The 15,011-nt window shown below is 59.4% G+C and carries 15 protein-coding genes; 6 read left to right on the forward strand and 9 right to left on the reverse strand.

Going from position 1 to position 15,011, the window contains the following annotated elements; genetic code table 11:
- Nucleotides 1-132: 132 nt before the first annotated feature.
- On the forward strand, nucleotides 133-1,257 hold the full coding sequence (locus AC3IUF_RS25780; RefSeq protein WP_095114061.1) for a methyltransferase: 1,125 nt from the start codon (nucleotides 133-135) through the stop codon (nucleotides 1,255-1,257).
- A 72-nt stretch (nucleotides 1,258-1,329) separates the two neighbouring features.
- Here the strand turns inward: AC3IUF_RS25780 and AC3IUF_RS25785 are convergent, their stop codons facing one another.
- From AC3IUF_RS25785 to AC3IUF_RS25795, 3 genes are all read right to left on the reverse strand, one after another.
- Entirely contained in the window at nucleotides 1,330-1,497 is a 168-nt protein-coding gene (locus tag AC3IUF_RS25785) for a DUF2474 domain-containing protein (protein ID WP_007909751.1), read from the reverse strand.
- 70 nt (nucleotides 1,498-1,567) lie between these two features.
- Nucleotides 1,568-2,575 carry a cytochrome d ubiquinol oxidase subunit II gene (cydB, locus tag AC3IUF_RS25790; protein ID WP_007909749.1) on the reverse strand — a complete coding sequence of 336 codons (1,008 nt, stop codon included), beginning with the start codon at nucleotides 2,573-2,575 and terminating at the stop codon, nucleotides 1,568-1,570.
- Between the two features lie 3 nt (nucleotides 2,576-2,578).
- Nucleotides 2,579-4,027 (reverse strand): cytochrome ubiquinol oxidase subunit I, encoded by a 1,449-nt coding sequence (locus AC3IUF_RS25795; protein WP_007909747.1) that lies wholly within the window; start codon nucleotides 4,025-4,027, stop codon nucleotides 2,579-2,581.
- Between the two features lie 392 nt (nucleotides 4,028-4,419).
- Between AC3IUF_RS25795 and AC3IUF_RS25800 the strand changes: the two genes are divergently transcribed.
- Nucleotides 4,420-5,658 carry an MFS transporter gene (locus AC3IUF_RS25800; protein WP_007909739.1) on the forward strand — a complete coding sequence of 413 codons (1,239 nt, stop codon included), beginning with the start codon at nucleotides 4,420-4,422 and terminating at the stop codon, nucleotides 5,656-5,658.
- Nucleotides 5,659-5,670: 12 nt separating this feature from the next.
- Here the strand turns inward: AC3IUF_RS25800 and AC3IUF_RS25805 are convergent, their stop codons facing one another.
- The gene (locus AC3IUF_RS25805) at nucleotides 5,671-6,216 is read right to left on the reverse strand and encodes a DJ-1 family glyoxalase III (RefSeq protein WP_447787208.1); all 546 of its coding nucleotides are present in this window, start codon (nucleotides 6,214-6,216) and stop codon (nucleotides 5,671-5,673) included.
- A 66-nt stretch (nucleotides 6,217-6,282) separates the two neighbouring features.
- Nucleotides 6,283-6,732: a DUF4879 domain-containing protein gene (locus AC3IUF_RS25810; RefSeq protein WP_007909735.1), complete on the reverse strand. Its 450-nt coding sequence runs from the start codon at nucleotides 6,730-6,732 to the stop codon at nucleotides 6,283-6,285.
- Between the two features lie 222 nt (nucleotides 6,733-6,954).
- Here AC3IUF_RS25810 and AC3IUF_RS25815 point away from each other — a divergent pair, with 222 nt between their 5' ends.
- Nucleotides 6,955-8,250, forward strand: coding sequence for an NCS2 family permease (locus AC3IUF_RS25815; RefSeq protein WP_007909733.1), 1,296 nt, complete (start codon nucleotides 6,955-6,957; stop codon nucleotides 8,248-8,250).
- Nucleotides 8,247-9,326, forward strand: a complete 1,080-nt coding sequence (gene trmA / locus AC3IUF_RS25820; protein WP_007909731.1) for a tRNA (uridine(54)-C5)-methyltransferase TrmA — start codon at nucleotides 8,247-8,249, stop codon at nucleotides 9,324-9,326. Before AC3IUF_RS25815 ends, trmA begins: the two co-directional genes overlap by 4 nt.
- Before the next feature lie 58 nt (nucleotides 9,327-9,384).
- Here the strand turns inward: trmA and AC3IUF_RS25825 are convergent, their stop codons facing one another.
- Nucleotides 9,385-9,828, reverse strand: a complete 444-nt coding sequence (locus AC3IUF_RS25825) for a DUF2442 domain-containing protein (RefSeq protein ID WP_042704861.1) — start codon at nucleotides 9,826-9,828, stop codon at nucleotides 9,385-9,387.
- Nucleotides 9,825-10,253, reverse strand: a complete 429-nt coding sequence (locus AC3IUF_RS25830) for a DUF4160 domain-containing protein (protein ID WP_081498730.1) — start codon at nucleotides 10,251-10,253, stop codon at nucleotides 9,825-9,827. Before AC3IUF_RS25830 ends, AC3IUF_RS25825 begins: the two co-directional genes overlap by 4 nt.
- Before the next feature lie 328 nt (nucleotides 10,254-10,581).
- Here AC3IUF_RS25830 and aroQ point away from each other — a divergent pair, with 328 nt between their 5' ends.
- Entirely contained in the window at nucleotides 10,582-11,022 is a 441-nt protein-coding gene (gene aroQ, locus AC3IUF_RS25835; RefSeq protein ID WP_007909727.1) for a type II 3-dehydroquinate dehydratase, read from the forward strand.
- Between the two features lie 5 nt (nucleotides 11,023-11,027).
- The gene (locus AC3IUF_RS25840) at nucleotides 11,028-11,882 is read left to right on the forward strand and encodes a shikimate dehydrogenase (protein ID WP_007909726.1); all 855 of its coding nucleotides are present in this window, start codon (nucleotides 11,028-11,030) and stop codon (nucleotides 11,880-11,882) included.
- Between the two features lie 113 nt (nucleotides 11,883-11,995).
- Here the strand turns inward: AC3IUF_RS25840 and AC3IUF_RS25845 are convergent, their stop codons facing one another.
- The gene (locus tag AC3IUF_RS25845) at nucleotides 11,996-12,673 is read right to left on the reverse strand and encodes a TetR/AcrR family transcriptional regulator (RefSeq protein ID WP_007909725.1); all 678 of its coding nucleotides are present in this window, start codon (nucleotides 12,671-12,673) and stop codon (nucleotides 11,996-11,998) included.
- A gap of 101 nt (nucleotides 12,674-12,774) precedes the next feature.
- Entirely contained in the window at nucleotides 12,775-14,676 is a 1,902-nt protein-coding gene (gene quiC / locus AC3IUF_RS25850; RefSeq protein WP_007909724.1) for a 3-dehydroshikimate dehydratase QuiC, read from the reverse strand.
- Between the last annotated feature and the right edge of the window lie 335 nt (nucleotides 14,677-15,011).

Consider the following 15,011-nt stretch of genomic DNA (forward strand, 5'->3'; position numbering starts at 1 on the left):
GAAAAAAACGTACCATTCGAGACCCTCCAGAGTGATGACGCGAACGTTAAGCGTTGCATTACACTCGGTCGGTTCCGCTGCACAATGTCAGGGCTGCGGAACACCCCGTTGATTACCCTGAGTTCCCGCCCGATGCCTTTGCTTGATACGCCCTTTGCCCAGCTCGATCTGATCCGCCAGCCTGAACAGCAGAATGAACCGCTGCAAGCCTTCGATGCCGCCGACGAATACCTGCTCAACCATCTGGCGGCGCAGCAACCGATGGCCGACACCCGCGTATTGGTGCTCAACGACAGCTTCGGTGCTTTGGCTGCCAGTCTGTCGGGCAAGGTCAAGGTCAGTAGCAGTGGTGACTCATTCCTGGGTTTTCAGGGGCTGGAGAAAAACCTGCTGCGCAATGGCCAGGCGTTTGACGCTGTTCGCGGGATACCCGCCAGCGAACCATTGGTCGGACCGTTCGACCGGGTACTGATCCGCGTGCCGAAAACCCTCGCGCTGCTGGAAGAACAATTGATCCGCTTGCAAGGGCAACTCGCACCCGGCGCCGAAGTGATCGCAGCGGCCATGGTCAAACACCTGCCACGCGCTGCCGGTGATCTGCTTGAACGCTACATCGGTCCGGTACAAGCCTCGCTAGCGGTAAAAAAGGCACGGCTGTTGATCGCCACGCCAGAAGCCAAAGCCCCGGCCGTGTCGCCCTACCCTTCGCGATATCGCCTCGACGAGCCGTCGATCGAATTGCTCAACCACGCCAACGTGTTTTGCCGCGAAGGTCTGGACATCGGCACACGTGCCTTCCTCCCACACCTGCCGAAAAACCTTGGTAGTGCCCGAGTCGCCGATCTGGGCTGTGGTAATGGTGTTCTGGCGATCGCGAGTGCACTACAAAACCCCGATGCGCATTACACACTGGTCGACGAATCGTTCATGGCCGTGCAATCGGCTGCCGAGAACTGGCAGGCAGCGCTGGGCGATCGCGAGGTCATCGTGCGTGCCGGCGATGGCTTGGCCGGCCAGGACCCGCAATCACTGGACGTGGTGCTGTGCAATCCGCCATTCCATCAACAGCAGGTAGTGGGCGATTTCCTCGCCTGGCGCATGTTCCAGCAGGCGCGCGAAGCGCTGGTGGTGGGTGGCGCGCTGTACATCGTCGGCAACCGCCATCTGGGTTACCACAGCAAACTGGCGCGGCTGTTCCGCGGCGTCGAGCAAGTGGCTGCCACGCCGAAATTCGTGATCCTCAAGGCCCGCAAGTAACCTTCAGACAAAAAAAACCCTCCGTGAGGAGGGTTGCAAAGCCGTACCCGAAGGCGCCGGGACGGGGATGATTCAGTGCGTGGTCAAGCCTGCTGCGTTCATGAACATGCGCATCAGGCTGGCGGCGATAAACAGCACGCCGACGCTACCGACCCAGATCAGGGCCAACCAGCCGAGCCGCTGCCACAGCGGTTTTTTTTCGGCTTCTTCAATGTCGTGCAGGGAATGTTTGCCGGGCATTGTTTCGATCCTCAGTCAGATCGATGGCGCCGCTGCCGACGCCATCGCGAGCGAGCACGCTCCCACAGGTTTAGTGATAACCGTCTTCATGGGTAACCTTGCCGCGGAACACGTAGTAGCTCCAGAAGGTGTAACCGAGGATGAACGGGATGATGAACAGCGTGCCCACCAGCATGAAGCCCTGGCTTTGCGGCGGTGCGGCGGCGTCCCAGATCGAGATCGACGGCGGCACGATGTTCGGCCACAGGCTGATGCCCAAACCGCTGTAGCCGAGGAAGATCAGCACCAGCGTCAGCAGGAACGGCATGTAGTTGGCGTTGCGTGCCACGGCGCGGATCAGACCGTACATCGTCACCAGCACCAGAATCGGCACCGGCATGAACCAGAACAGGTTCGGCATGCTGAACCAGCGGGTGGCAATATCCGGATGAGCCAGCGGCGTCCAGATACTGACAATACCGATCACGGCCAGCAGTACGAAAGCCAATGGCCGTGCCAGGTCATGCATCTGTTCCTGGAGCTTGCCTTCGGTTTTCATGATCAGCCAGGTGCAGCCAAGCAAGGCATAGGCCACCACCAGCGCGGCGCCGCAGAACATTGTGAACGGCGTCAGCCAGTCGAGTGAGCCGCCGGCGAACTGCCGATTGACCACCGGCAAGCCATCGATGAACGCGCCCAGCGCCACACCCTGGAAGAAAGTCGCCGCCACCGAGCCGCCGATAAAAGCCTTGTCCCACAGGTGACGCTTGTCATCCTTGGCCTTGAAGCGGAATTCGAACGCTACACCGCGGAAGATCAGACCAATCAGCATGAAAATCAGCGGCAGGTACAGCGCCGACAACACCACCGAATAGGCCAGCGGGAACGCGCCGAACAACGCCGCGCCGCCCAATACCAGCCAGGTTTCGTTGCCGTCCCAGACCGGTGCGACCGTATTCATCATCACGTCACGGTCGACTTTGCCGGGGATGAACGGGAAGAGAATCCCGATCCCCAGGTCGAAGCCGTCCATGACCACGTACATCATGATGCCGAAGATGATGATCACGGCCCAGATCAGCGGAAGATCAATACCCATGAGTCAAATCTCCTTGGTCACGCGAATGTCGTCGTCGCCGTGATCGGCATCGGCCGAGTCGTCGGCAGCGGACAACGGACGGGCCGGTGTGCGTTTCTTGCCTGGACCACCGTCGGGCGTTTCCGTGCCCTCGCTGATCTTCGGCCCTTTGCGCACCAGACGCATCATGTAGCCCAGACCTGCGCCGAACAGCGCGAAGTACACCACCACAAACATGATCAGGGTGATGCTCATCTGCATGAAGCTATGGTTGGAGGACGCGTCCGCCGTGCGCATCAGCCCGTAGACCACCCACGGCTGACGACCGATTTCGGTGGTGAACCAGCCAGCGAGAATCGCAATCAGACCGGACGGCCCCATCCACAACGCCAGATACAGGAACGGACGTGAGGTGTAGAGCGTGTCGCGTTTACGCAGCCACAAACTCCACAGACCGGTGAAGATCATCAGGAAACCGAGGCCGACCATGATCCGGAACGACCAGAACACGATGGTCGAATTCGGCCGGTCTTCCGGCGGGAATTCCTTGAGCGCTGGCACCTGTTTGTCCAGCGAGTGGGTGAGGATCAAGCTGCCGAGGTACGGAATCTCCACGGCGTATTTGGTCTTCTCTTCTTTCATGTCCGGCCAGCCGAACAGAATCAGCGGCGTTGCCTCGTCACCGTGGTTTTCCCAGTGACCTTCGATCGCAGCGATTTTTGCCGGTTGGTGCTTGAGCGTATTCAAACCATGAAAGTCGCCGATGACGGCCTGGATCGGCGCGACGATCAGCGCCATCCACATTGCCATCGACAGCATGGTGCGGATCGCCGGGTTGTCCTTGCCGCGCAGCAAGTGCCAGGCCGCCGAGGAGCCGACAAAGAATGCCGTCGCGACGAACGCCGCCGTCGCCATGTGCATCAGGCGATACGGGAACGAAGGGTTGAAAATGATCGCCAGCCAATCGGTGGGAATGACTTGCCCGTTAACAATTTCGAAGCCCTGCGGTGTCTGCATCCAGCTGTTGGAAGCGAGAATCCAGAACGTCGAAATCAGCGTACCGATCGCCACCATGACGGTGGAAAAGAAGTGCAGCCCGCGCCCGACCTTGTTCCAGCCAAACAGCATCACCCCGAGGAAACCGGCCTCAAGGAAGAATGCCGTGAGTACTTCATAAGTCAGCAACGGCCCGGTGACGGCGCCGGCGAAGTCCGAGAAACGGCTCCAGTTGGTGCCGAACTGGTAGGCCATGACCAACCCCGAGACCACGCCCATGCCGAAGTTGACGGCAAAAATCTTCGACCAGAAATGGTAGAGGTCACGGTAGGTGTCGTTGCGGGTTTTCAGCCACAGGCCTTCGAGTACCGCGAGGTAACTCGCCAGGCCGATGGTGATGGCCGGGAACAGGATGTGGAACGAAATGGTGAACGCGAACTGAATTCGGGCGAGATCTAGTGCCTCTAAACCGAACATATGGCTTCCTCTGTCAGGTAATACCGGCTGCGGACCCGGAGGCCTGCACCCACTGCCCCCACGGATATGGAGTGCGGCGAATTCTGATTCGTTCTTTTTAAACAACCATCGCAACGCAGGGAGTCTGGCCAACTGGCCACCGGATCAATTCCTTCTAGGTCTTGATCTGGATCAAGCAACGTTAAAAGAGTAGTCCCATTTTTGCCGATGAACTGCGTGGTCGTTTGCCGCGTGACAAGTTGCCTCATCGGCGTGGCAATGCTCTGCAATGGATTTCTTGCGGCGAGCTTGTGGAAATCGATGTCTGGCTAACTAAATTTTTTGTCATAGCAACTTCCTGTTACAGACTGGTGATAACCTCGCGGTTCCCCTCGAGCCAGACCTGCCTTCAGATGCCCAGTCAAGAGCCCCTGCTGTTACGTCACCATCGTCCGTTTCTCGCTTTCTGGTTCGCGCGGATTTTTACCGCCAGCGGTTTCCAGATGCTCACCGTGGCGATTGGCTGGAACCTCTACCAATTGACCGGTAACGTCCTCGATCTGGGTCTGGTCGGGCTGGTTGAATTCGCCCCGCGCGTGCTGTTCATGCTGCACACCGGGCATGTCGCCGACCGCTACGACCGGCGCAAAGTCGCGGCGATCTGTCAGTCGTTGCAGGCGTTGATCGCCCTGGCGCTGGCCATCGGCAGCGCCACCGATCACGTCACCCGCGAGATGATCTTCATCCTCGCCTTCCTGCTCGGCGCGGCGCGTTCGTTCGAGATGCCGACCACGCAGGCACTGCTGCCGAGCATCGTGCCCAGCGCGCTGTTTCCTCGGGCAGTGGCGGCGGCGCAGTCAGCGCAGCAGTCGGCAACGATCGTCGCCCCGGCGCTGGGCGGTTTGCTCTATGCATTCGGCAGTGTCTGGGTTTATGGCCCGACAGTGCTGCTCTATGTGATCGCTTGCACGCTGATGCTCAACCTGCCCGCGCGGCAAACGCCGCTGAATAAAGGCAAAGCCACACTGGATTCGTTGCTCGCGGGGATTCGTTTCATTCGCAGCCGCCCGGACATTCTCGGGGCGATTTCGCTGGATCTGTTTGCGGTGTTGCTCGGCGGCGCCACGGCGCTGCTGCCGGTATTTGCCAAAGACATTCTGCTGACCGGGCCGTGGGGCCTCGGGTTGCTGCGTTCGGCACCGGCGGTCGGCGCATTGGGCATGTCGCTGTTCCTCGCGCGATTTGCCGTGGAACGCAATGTTGGCCGGGTGATGTTCACCGCGGTTGGGGTGTTTGGCGTCGCGACCATTGCCTTCGGCCTGTCGACCTCGTTCTGGTTTTCGCTGGCGGTGCTGGTGGTGCTCGGCGCGGCGGACATGATCAGCATGGTCATCCGCGCGTCTTTCGTGCAGCTGGAAACCCCGGACGAAATGCGTGGCCGGGTCAGCGCGGTGAACGGGCTGTTTATCGGAGCTTCAAACCAGTTGGGCGAATTCGAATCCGGCGTCACCGCTCACTGGTTCGGCACGGTGCCGGCGGTGGTGATGGGCGGGATCGGCACGCTGGTGGTGACGGGGACGTGGATCAAGTTGTTTCCGACGCTGGCTAACCGCGATCGGATGCATGTGCCGGTGGAAGAGGTGAAGGTCTGAAGCGATCCAGACCTACAACTCCCCCGCCACTTTCCCCCGCAAGGCCTTGCCGCCGAGTTGCTCGACCAGCGTCAAGGCAAATTCCAGCGCAGCGCTGGAGCCTTGTGCGGTGATGCAGTTGCCGTCGACCACCACCGGTTGATCAACAAACGTACAGCCCGAGAGTTGATGGCTGGCGCTGGGCAGGCAGGTCATGCGCCGCTGGCGCAGCACGCCGAAGGTTTGCAGGGCGACGGCCGGGGATTCGGCGATGGCGGCGAACAGGCGTCCGGCGCTGGCCTGATCCTTGAGCAACTGTTGCAGAGGTTGGTGCGCGGCCAGGTGTTGTGAACCGACAACACCGCCGGGCAGGACGATCAGGTCAAAGGTTTGCGCCAGCACATCGACCAGCATGCCGTCGGCGGTCAGGCGTGTGCCACGCGCGCAGGTCAGCATGCGTCGTCCTTCAATACTGGCGGCCACCACTTCGATACCGGCGCGGCGCAGCACGTCGATCAGGGTCACGCTTTGCAGATCATCGATGCCCTCGGCGAGGGTAATCAGGGCTCTAAAGGTCATGGGCGTTATCCGCTGGGTGATGCTTGAAGCGTAGTCAGCTTCAACCGGATCGCGCTGCAGCAGCCGTTACTTGATGTAAAGCTGAGTCGACATCGTGTTGCGCGGCGCATTGATCGAGGTGTTGCTGAAGGTGAAGGTGCCTTCCTGCTTGCCCGCCAGATCGAAGGTATAAAGAGAACCGACGGTTTTATTACCGGGGGTGCATTCGGTCAGGTTGCCGTTATCAAAGGCACACACCGGGGCACGGGTGCCGTTCACTTCAAAGCCGTCCAGTGCGACCTGAGGCTGACTCTTGCCGTAGCCGACTTCGAGCACGTAGACCTTGATATTCGGTCCGCTGTGATTGCACTGGGTCTGCGCCTGGCCATCGGCGATGTCTTCAAGACCACAGGCTGGCGATTGCACCTTGATCACTTTCACTTGCGTCAACGGTGGCGCCGATGCCGCCCAGGCTGTCGACATCCCGGCCATCAGTACGGCAATCAAACCCAAAACCTTCATCCAGCACTTGCTCATGCGCTTCCCGCCCCGAAAAAATCAGCGCGCAGTATGGCGCAGTTGGCGTCAACGCAAAACTTCGCCGACGATCGACACCAACAACCGCCATATTCCTCACGCTGCTGGTATGATGCGCGGCTTTTTCCGGCCCACCACAATTTTCCAGGCGCTTGCGACGGTCTGTGCTTTGCTGTTGAGGTCGATACATTCACGGCGCCACGCGCGCCACGGGGAGCAGACATGCTGGAAAGGCTGTTTCAACTCAAGGCACACAACACCAACGTGCGCACCGAGATTCTCGCGGGCATCACGACTTTCTTGGCCATGGCCTACATACTGTTCGTCAACCCGAGCATTCTCGGCGAGACCGGCATGGACAAAGGTGCGGTGTTTGTCGCCACCTGCCTGGCCGCCGCGATCGGTTCGACGATCATGGGCCTGATCGCCAACTACCCGATTGCCCTCGCTCCGGGCATGGGCCTGAACGCCTTCTTCACCTACACCGTGGTCTTGCACATGGGTCACACCTGGCAAGTGGCGCTGGGCGCGGTATTCATCTCGGCGGTGTGCTTCTTCCTGCTGTCGATCTTCCGCATCCGTGAATGGATCATCAACAGCATTCCGCTGCCGCTGCGCTCGGCGATTGCCGCCGGTATCGGCCTGTTCCTGGCGTTGATCGCCCTGCACAACGCTGGCATCGTGGTCAGCAACCCGGCGACCATGGTCGGCCTCGGTGACCTGAAAGCCCCGGCCCCAATCCTCGCCACCCTCGGCTTCGCTCTGATCGTCGCGCTCGAAGCGCTGAAAGTGCGCGGTGCGGTACTGATCGGCATTCTGGCAGTGACCATCATTTCCATCGCGATGGGCTTCACCCCGTTCAACGGCGTGACTTCGATGCCACCTTCGCTGGCGCCGACCTTCATGCAACTGGACATCAAAGGCGCACTGGACATCGGTCTGGTCAGCGTGATCTTCGCCTTCCTGTTCGTCGACCTGTTCGACAACTCCGGCACCCTGATCGGCGTCGCCAAACGCGCCGGCCTGATGGGCAAGGACGGCCACATGCCGAAAATGGGCCGCGCCCTGATCGCTGACAGCACTGCGGCCATGGCCGGTTCGTTGCTGGGTACGTCGACCACCACCAGTTACATCGAATCCGCTGCCGGCGTGAGTGCGGGCGGGCGTACTGGTCTGACGGCCATCGTCGTGGCGATTCTGTTCCTGCTGGCGCTGTTTTTCTCGCCACTGGCGGCCAGCGTTCCGGCCTTCGCCACCGCGCCAGCGCTGCTGTTCGTCGCCGTGTTGATGACTTCCGGTCTGGCGGAAATAGACTGGGACGACATCACCGTCGCCGCACCGGTTGTCGTGACCGCGCTGGCCATGCCGTTCACTTACTCGATCGCCAACGGCATCGCGTTTGGTTTCATCGCCTGGACCGTGATCAAGCTGCTGTCCGGCCGCGCTCGTGAGCTGAACCCGGCGCTGGTGATTCTGTCGATTCTGTTTGTGATCAAGTTGGGTTGGTTCAACGCATGACTTTCGATTCCCAGGCTTACGCCGAGCAACTAGAAGCCAAGGTCACGCGCTTGCGTGATCTGCTGGCGCCGTTCGATGCCCCCGAGCCAACGGTGTTCGATTCGCCGCTGCAGAACTTCCGTCTGCGCGCCGAATTCCGCCTGTGGCGCGAGGGTGGCGAGCGGCATTACGCGATGTTCGCTCAGGACGACAAACGCACGCCGATCCTCATTGAAGAATTCCCGATCGCCAGCCTGCGCATCAACCAGTTGATGCCGCAGCTGAAAGCGGCGTGGCAGGCCAGTTCAGCGTTGAGCCACAAGTTGTTTCAGGTCGAGTTCCTGACCACGCTGGCCGGCGATGCAATGATCACCCTGTGCTATCACCGCCCGCTGGACGCGCACTGGCATGCCGCTGCGACCCAGTTGTCGGCAGATCTGGGCGTCAGCATCATTGGTCGCTCGAAGGGCAAACGCGAAGTACTTGGCCTCGATTACGTGGTCGAGAAGCTCGACGTCGGCGGTCGCACCTTCAGCTATCGCCAGCCGGAAGGCGCGTTCACCCAGCCTAACGGCACGGTGAACCAGAAGATGCTCAACTGGGCGTACGAAGCACTGGGCGATCGTACCGATGACTTGCTGGAGTTGTACTGCGGCAACGGCAACTTCACCCTGCCACTCGCCACGCGCGTGCGCAAAGTGCTGGCCACCGAAATCAGCAAGACCTCGGTCAACGCCGCACTGAGCAACCTCAGCGAAAATGCTGTGGACAACGTCACGCTGGTCCGTTTGTCCGCCGAAGAGCTGACCGAAGCGCTCAACGACGTGCGCCCGTTCCGCCGCCTGCAGGGTATCGACCTGAAGAGCTACGAATTCGGCAGCGTCTTCGTCGACCCGCCGCGCGCTGGCATGGATCCGGACACCTGCGAGCTGACCCGGCGCTTCGACAACATCCTGTACATCTCCTGCAACCCGGAAACCCTGGCAGCGAACATTGCTCAGTTGCACGACACGCACCGCATTACCACGTGCGCGTTGTTTGACCAGTTCCCGTGGACGCATCACATGGAATCGGGTGTGTTGCTGACCCGCCGTTGATTGCCGATGCCGGATGCGAAAAAGCCGTCGTGATTGACGGCTTTTTTGTGGGCGCTCACTAAGCGGGATCGACCTTACGCGGACGCCCGCCCTTTTTGCCATTCGCCCGCGCGGCTTCGGACTTTGCGGCACTGCTTTGACGACCGTTACGCGATGCAACCACCGACGCAGCCATCTTCATGAGTGACGGGCTCGCTGAAATCATTCCGGCAATGGAAACGTCAAGGTCTTTGCCCTCATGGCAAAGCGCAGTGCCTGCGAATCCGACTGTCAGCCCCTCGTAATCGCCTGCATCAAACCCGTCAAACTCTGGATACTGGTTCACCGGAAGCAACACACCGCTGCCATCCTCAAAACGGATGACCAAAGATGATTTTTCAAAGCACACAGAAACAGCTTGGAAACTGCTGGCCTGTCGTACTTCACCAAGCTTTATGGCTGCATCGAGCATTTCTTCCGTCAGTGGTCGATGTACGGACGGCTTTGCCTTAATGACTTTCATAAATGGATTTCAACTCCTTCCAGTTTGCCAACCAATGTCAGAAGCAACTTGTCTTCTTCTGGTTCGTAGCGCGCCGCAGCGATCCTGTAAGTCGTATCGGTAACCAGTTTCATCACCGGTACCTCGTTTGATTCGCAGTCCCACACTTGATTGCCGAGACAGACGGTTTGCAAACCTGACCACCAGATCCCTCGTGCGCGACGCAGATGAACGGGATGTCCCAACGATCGACACAAACCCTCCAATACAGCCATCGTCGGTCGACGAGACAGCGGCACGACATCCCACAGATCAATGTCGTTGTGCCAAAAGCTGAAATGGAATCGCGCACTCCAGGCGCCCGCATTTACATGAGCGTGCGGTGGGCAATGCTCATTCCGCAACATTACGCGTATCGACAATCCCTTGTAGTTGCATACGTTCATGCTAACCCATCCGTTAGGTTAATAAATTTCAGGATTCGATAATCCTTTCAAATCCGACGACCGGTGCCGTAGAACGCAAGCGGCTCCGCTCTTCTCTCAGGCTAGCGCCGGCATGGGCCAGGAGTCGGTAAATCTTCGAGGGAAAACGTAAGCAAAGCTGTCGTTACGATTCGAACAACATTAAGTATCAAACAGCCTTGGTGCGATTACCGAACACAAAAATCCTAGGCTCAGGCACTTCGATTGACCATGGTAACCATCTAGTACATTTTATCTCCACAGGCTGAAACTCGGCCAAAGCCAAAAACAATAAGTGGAGTTACCCCTCATGCCCCCTATCGTTCTGGTGCTCAACGGCCCGAACCTGAACCTGCTCGGCACCCGCGAGCCGGCGACTTATGGTCACGAAACCCTGGCGGACATCTCGGCGTTGTGCGGTCGCGCTGGCGAAGAATTCGGCCTGGCCGTGGAATTTCGCCAGACCAATCACGAAGGCGAACTGCTTGACTGGATACACGCCGCCCGTGGTCGCTGCGCCGGGATCGTGATCAATCCGGCGGCGTGGACGCACACCTCGGTAGCGATTCGCGATGCGCTGGTGGCCAGTGAGTTGCCGGTGATCGAAGTACACCTGTCCAACGTCCACGCCCGCGAACCGTTTCGTCATCACTCTTTTGTCTCGGCGATTGCCACAGCGGTAATGGCCGGTTTTGGCAGTCACGGCTATCGACTGGCACTGGAACATTTCAGCCAGCGGCTGAAGGGGTAACGCGCATGTCTCGCTCTAACGTAATACTCGCAGGACTGATCGGCGCCGGCATTCAGGCCTCGCGCACGCCGGCGCTGCATGAGCACGAAGGCGATGCCCAAGGCCTACGTTATCTGTACCGACTGATCGATCTCGATCAGTTGAAAATGGATAGCACCGCCCTGCCCGACCTGTTGCTGGCGGCCGAGCGGATGAATTACACCGGGCTGAACATCACCTTCCCGTGCAAGCAGGCAATCATCCCGCTGCTCGATGAGCTGTCGCCGGAAGCCAAGGGCATCGGCGCCGTGAACACAGTGGTGTTGAAGGACGGCAAACGTGTTGGCCACAACACCGACTGCCTCGGTTTTGCCGAAGGTTTTCGTCGAGGCTTGAAGGACGCTGCCCGTGAGCGCGTTGTGCAGATGGGCGCTGGCGGCGCTGGCGCGGCAGTGGCCCACGCGCTGTTGAGCGAAGGCGTACAGCAACTGAGCATTTTTGACGTCGACAGTGAGCGCGCCGAGAGCCTGGCGAACAATCTCAATCAGCATTTCGGTTTTGGTCGTGCGGTGGCCGGTCGGGATCTGCCGAGCACGCTGAATCTGGCCGACGGTCTGGTCAATACCACGCCCATGGGCATGGCCAAACTGCCGGGCATGCCGGTACCGGTCGAACTGCTGCGCAAGGAATTGTGGGTGGCGGAGATTGTGTATTTCCCGCTGGAAACCGAACTGCTGCGCAATGCCCGCGCGCTCGGTTGCCGGACGCTGGACGGCGGCAATATGGCGGTGTTTCAGGCGGTGAAGGCGTTTGAGTTGTTCAGTGGCATGGTGCCGGATGCGCAGCGGATGCTCGCGCATTTTCAAAGCATGAATGGCTGAACGCTTTCCCCCTGTGGGAGCGAGCCTGCTCGCGAAAGCGGTGTGTCAGGCAACTAATGTGTTAGCTGACGGTACGCCATCGCGAGCAGGCTCACTCCTACAGGGGAGCTGTGTCAGGCTTGCAGGTAGCGCAGCACCGACTCGCAAATCATCTCGCGATGCCGCTGCTTGATGCTTTCATCCGGTAGATCGATCTGGAAAATCTCGCCAAACGTGTGCCGGTTCGATACGCGATAGAAGCAGAACGAACTGATCAGCAAATGCACATCCAGAGCATCCAGCCCGGCACGGAACACACCCTCTTCAGCGCCCCGACGCAGAATCTCGCCGAGCGAATCGAGGATGGTGTTGTTCATCGCCTTGATCGCATCGGAACGCTTCACGTATTCAGCGTTGTGGATGTTTTCGATGCTGACGATGCGCACGAAATCGACGTTGCGATCATGGTGATCGAAGGTGAATTCGACCAGTCGGCGAATCGCGTCCACCGGCGCCAGCTCGGCCAGGTGCAGACGGCTTTCAGTGCTGCGGATATCACCGTAAAGCTTCTCCAGCACCTCAACGTACAACTGCTCCTTACTGCCGAAGTAGTAATAGATCATGCGTTTTGAGGTGTGGATGCGCTCGGCAATCGCATCAACGCGAGCGCCGGACAAACCCTGCTGGACGAACTCGACGATCGCCTCCTGCAGGATATTCTCGCGGGTCTTTTCCGGGTTGTTCTTGCGACTCTTGCGCGGCTCTACGGCGGACACTTCAGGAGCTGCGGAAAGTTCTGTATTCATCGTCATTGCGGGCTCACGGCCATCACTGCACAGGCGGCGATTATGGGCCGCGCAGCACAGTGAAGGAAGCTGCGGGACCTGTGTTTAATCCCGCGTTTACGAATTTCCTACAACTTCGCCTGGCGCACAGCGCCACTGCGTGATTTGGCCATCGCCGCCAGACGCACCGCGACGTTCGCCGCGCCATACCCGGCATAGCCGTTTTTGCGCTGGATGATCTCGAAGAAGAAGCGCCCTTCGAACGGTTCGGTGTAGACGTGGAACAGCTCACCGCCCTGCGCATCACGGTCGTACAACACGTTGTAATAGGCCAGTTCGCTGAGAAATTCGTCGTCGAAATCGAAGCGCGCAGCAAGGTCGTCGTAATAGTTGAGCGGGATATCCAGCAACGGTACGCCAGCCTCTTTGGCGCGACTCACTTCGGCGAAGATGTCGTCACAATCGAAGGCGATGTGGTGCACACCGGAGCCGCGATAACTCGACAGCGCATGGGAAATGGCGGTGTTGCGGTTCTCGGAAATGTTCAGCGGCAAGCGGATCGAACTGTCGCGGCTGCGCAGTGCGCGACTTTTCACCAGACCGTACGGGTCGGGCAGTACCACTTCATCGTCCGCCTCGAAATCCAGCAGGCTCTTGTAGAACAGCACCCAACTGTCGAGGCTGTCGGCCGGCAGCGCCATGGCCATGTGGTCGATACGTTTAAGGCCGCCACGGGCCGGCGCATCTGCCAGCAGATTGAAATCGGTGCCGTAGACGTCGGCCTGTTCATCCACCAGATAAATCAGGCTGCCGTCCGGCGCGCGCACCGCTGCCAGCTCCAGTTCATTGGGGCCGACCAGTCCGCGATAAGGCTGACCTTTGTAGGCGACGGCGCGGGCCAGCGCACTGGCGCTGTCCTTGACCCGCACGGCGGTGGCGCACAGCGACGGGCCGTGAGCCTCGAAAAAGCTGTGAGCAAACGAATACGGTTCGGAGTTGAGGATCAGGTTGATGTCGCCCTGACGCAGCAGGCTCACACTCTTGGAACGATGCTGCCCGGCCTTGACGAAACCGAGGCGCTCCAGCCAGTTCGACAGTTTGGCGCCGAGGCTTTCGTCTACGGCAAACTCAAGAAACTCGATGCCGTTGTACTCGCTGGCCTTCGGTGTTTCGAAAAGGATTTCACGGTTGGCCACAGGTTGGGCTGCCTGCTCCAGACGCTGGCGGGTCTTCTCTTCCAGATACAGCAGCGAACGCAAACCGTCGGCGGCATTGGCCCGTGGCGGTGCGGCGCGGAAGCCGTCGTTGAAGATTTCCAGCGACAGCGGCCCGGTGTAACCGCTCTGGATGATCGGCGCGAGGAAGCCCGGCAGATCGAATTCGCCCTGTCCCGGGAAGCAGCGGAAATGCCGGCTCCACTCCAGCACGTCCATGGCCAGAATCGGCGCGTCTGCCATCTGTACGAAGAAGATCTTGTCACCGGGAATGTCGGCGATGGCGCGGGGATCGCCCTTCAGCGACAACGTATGAAAACTGTCGAGCAACACGCCCAGGCTCGGGTGATCGGCTTGGCGCACGATGTCCCAGACCTGTTGATAAGTGTTGACGTGACGGCCCCAGGCCAGTGCTTCGTAACCGATGCGCAAACCACGCGCACCGGCGTGTTCAGCCAGCAGCCGCAGGTCATCGACTAGAATTTGTTGATCGCCGACGCTGTCGGCCGAGGCGTTACTGCAGACCAGCACCAGATCGGTGCCCAGTTCCTGCATCAGGTCGAACTTGCGCTCGGCCCGCTCGAGATTGCGCGCGAGGCGATCACGACGGCAGCCTTCGAAATCGCGGAACGGCTGAAACAGAGTGATGGCGATGCCGAGGTCGGCGCACATCTGTTTAATTTCCCGTGGACTGCCGTCGTAGTACAGGAGGTCGTTTTCGAAAATCTCCACCCCGTCGAACCCGGCGGCGGCAATGGCTTCGAGTTTTTCCGGCAGGGTGCCGCTCAAGGAAACGGTGGCAATGGAACGCTGCATGTTTCAACTCCCGGACTGCGCCGCTTTATCTTTACTGTAGGAGCTGCCGCAGGCTGCGATCGTTTGATCTTTCTTCGTGAAAACAGAATCAACAGATCGCAGCCTTCGGCAGCTCCTACATGGGATGGTTTTTATAGTAGGGAAATTATTGGCTGCATCGATCGCGGCAGCAATTTAAAGTGTACTACCCGGTTAGTTTTGCGTGCGATTATCGAACACAATGGCGGTTTGGCGAATTGACGATTTTTCGTCCACTGCCCAACATCGACCGCACATTGAGTCCGGATCTGAACCACCGGTCGCAGCGTGCAAGTAACAAGCACACCAAATAACAA

Source organism: Pseudomonas sp. KH_040 (genome assembly GCF_057839305.1).

Bases quoted from the DNA above. Each gene is read 5' to 3' on its own strand.
- AC3IUF_RS25785 (WP_007909751.1), bottom strand. From the start codon at position 1,497: ATGCCCGGCAAACATTCCCTGCACGACATTGAAGAAGCCGAAAAAAAA.
- AC3IUF_RS25825 (WP_042704861.1), bottom strand. From the start codon at position 9,828: ATGAAAGTCATTAAGGCAAAGCCGTCCGTACATCGACCACTGACGGAA.
- AC3IUF_RS25840 (WP_007909726.1), top strand. From the start codon at position 11,028: ATGTCTCGCTCTAACGTAATACTCGCAGGACTGATCGGCGCCGGCATT.
- AC3IUF_RS25830 (WP_081498730.1), bottom strand. From the start codon at position 10,253: ATGAACGTATGCAACTACAAGGGATTGTCGATACGCGTAATGTTGCGG.
- AC3IUF_RS25815 (WP_007909733.1), top strand. From the start codon at position 6,955: ATGCTGGAAAGGCTGTTTCAACTCAAGGCACACAACACCAACGTGCGC.
- AC3IUF_RS25810 (WP_007909735.1), bottom strand. From the start codon at position 6,732: ATGAGCAAGTGCTGGATGAAGGTTTTGGGTTTGATTGCCGTACTGATG.
- cydB (WP_007909749.1), bottom strand. From the start codon at position 2,575: ATGGGTATTGATCTTCCGCTGATCTGGGCCGTGATCATCATCTTCGGC.
- AC3IUF_RS25780 (WP_095114061.1), top strand. From the start codon at position 133: ATGCCTTTGCTTGATACGCCCTTTGCCCAGCTCGATCTGATCCGCCAG.
- aroQ (WP_007909727.1), top strand. From the start codon at position 10,582: ATGCCCCCTATCGTTCTGGTGCTCAACGGCCCGAACCTGAACCTGCTC.
- AC3IUF_RS25845 (WP_007909725.1), bottom strand. From the start codon at position 12,673: ATGACGATGAATACAGAACTTTCCGCAGCTCCTGAAGTGTCCGCCGTA.
- AC3IUF_RS25800 (WP_007909739.1), top strand. From the start codon at position 4,420: ATGCCCAGTCAAGAGCCCCTGCTGTTACGTCACCATCGTCCGTTTCTC.
- AC3IUF_RS25805 (WP_447787208.1), bottom strand. From the start codon at position 6,216: ATGACCTTTAGAGCCCTGATTACCCTCGCCGAGGGCATCGATGATCTG.
- AC3IUF_RS25795 (WP_007909747.1), bottom strand. From the start codon at position 4,027: ATGTTCGGTTTAGAGGCACTAGATCTCGCCCGAATTCAGTTCGCGTTC.
- trmA (WP_007909731.1), top strand. From the start codon at position 8,247: ATGACTTTCGATTCCCAGGCTTACGCCGAGCAACTAGAAGCCAAGGTC.
- quiC (WP_007909724.1), bottom strand. From the start codon at position 14,676: ATGCAGCGTTCCATTGCCACCGTTTCCTTGAGCGGCACCCTGCCGGAA.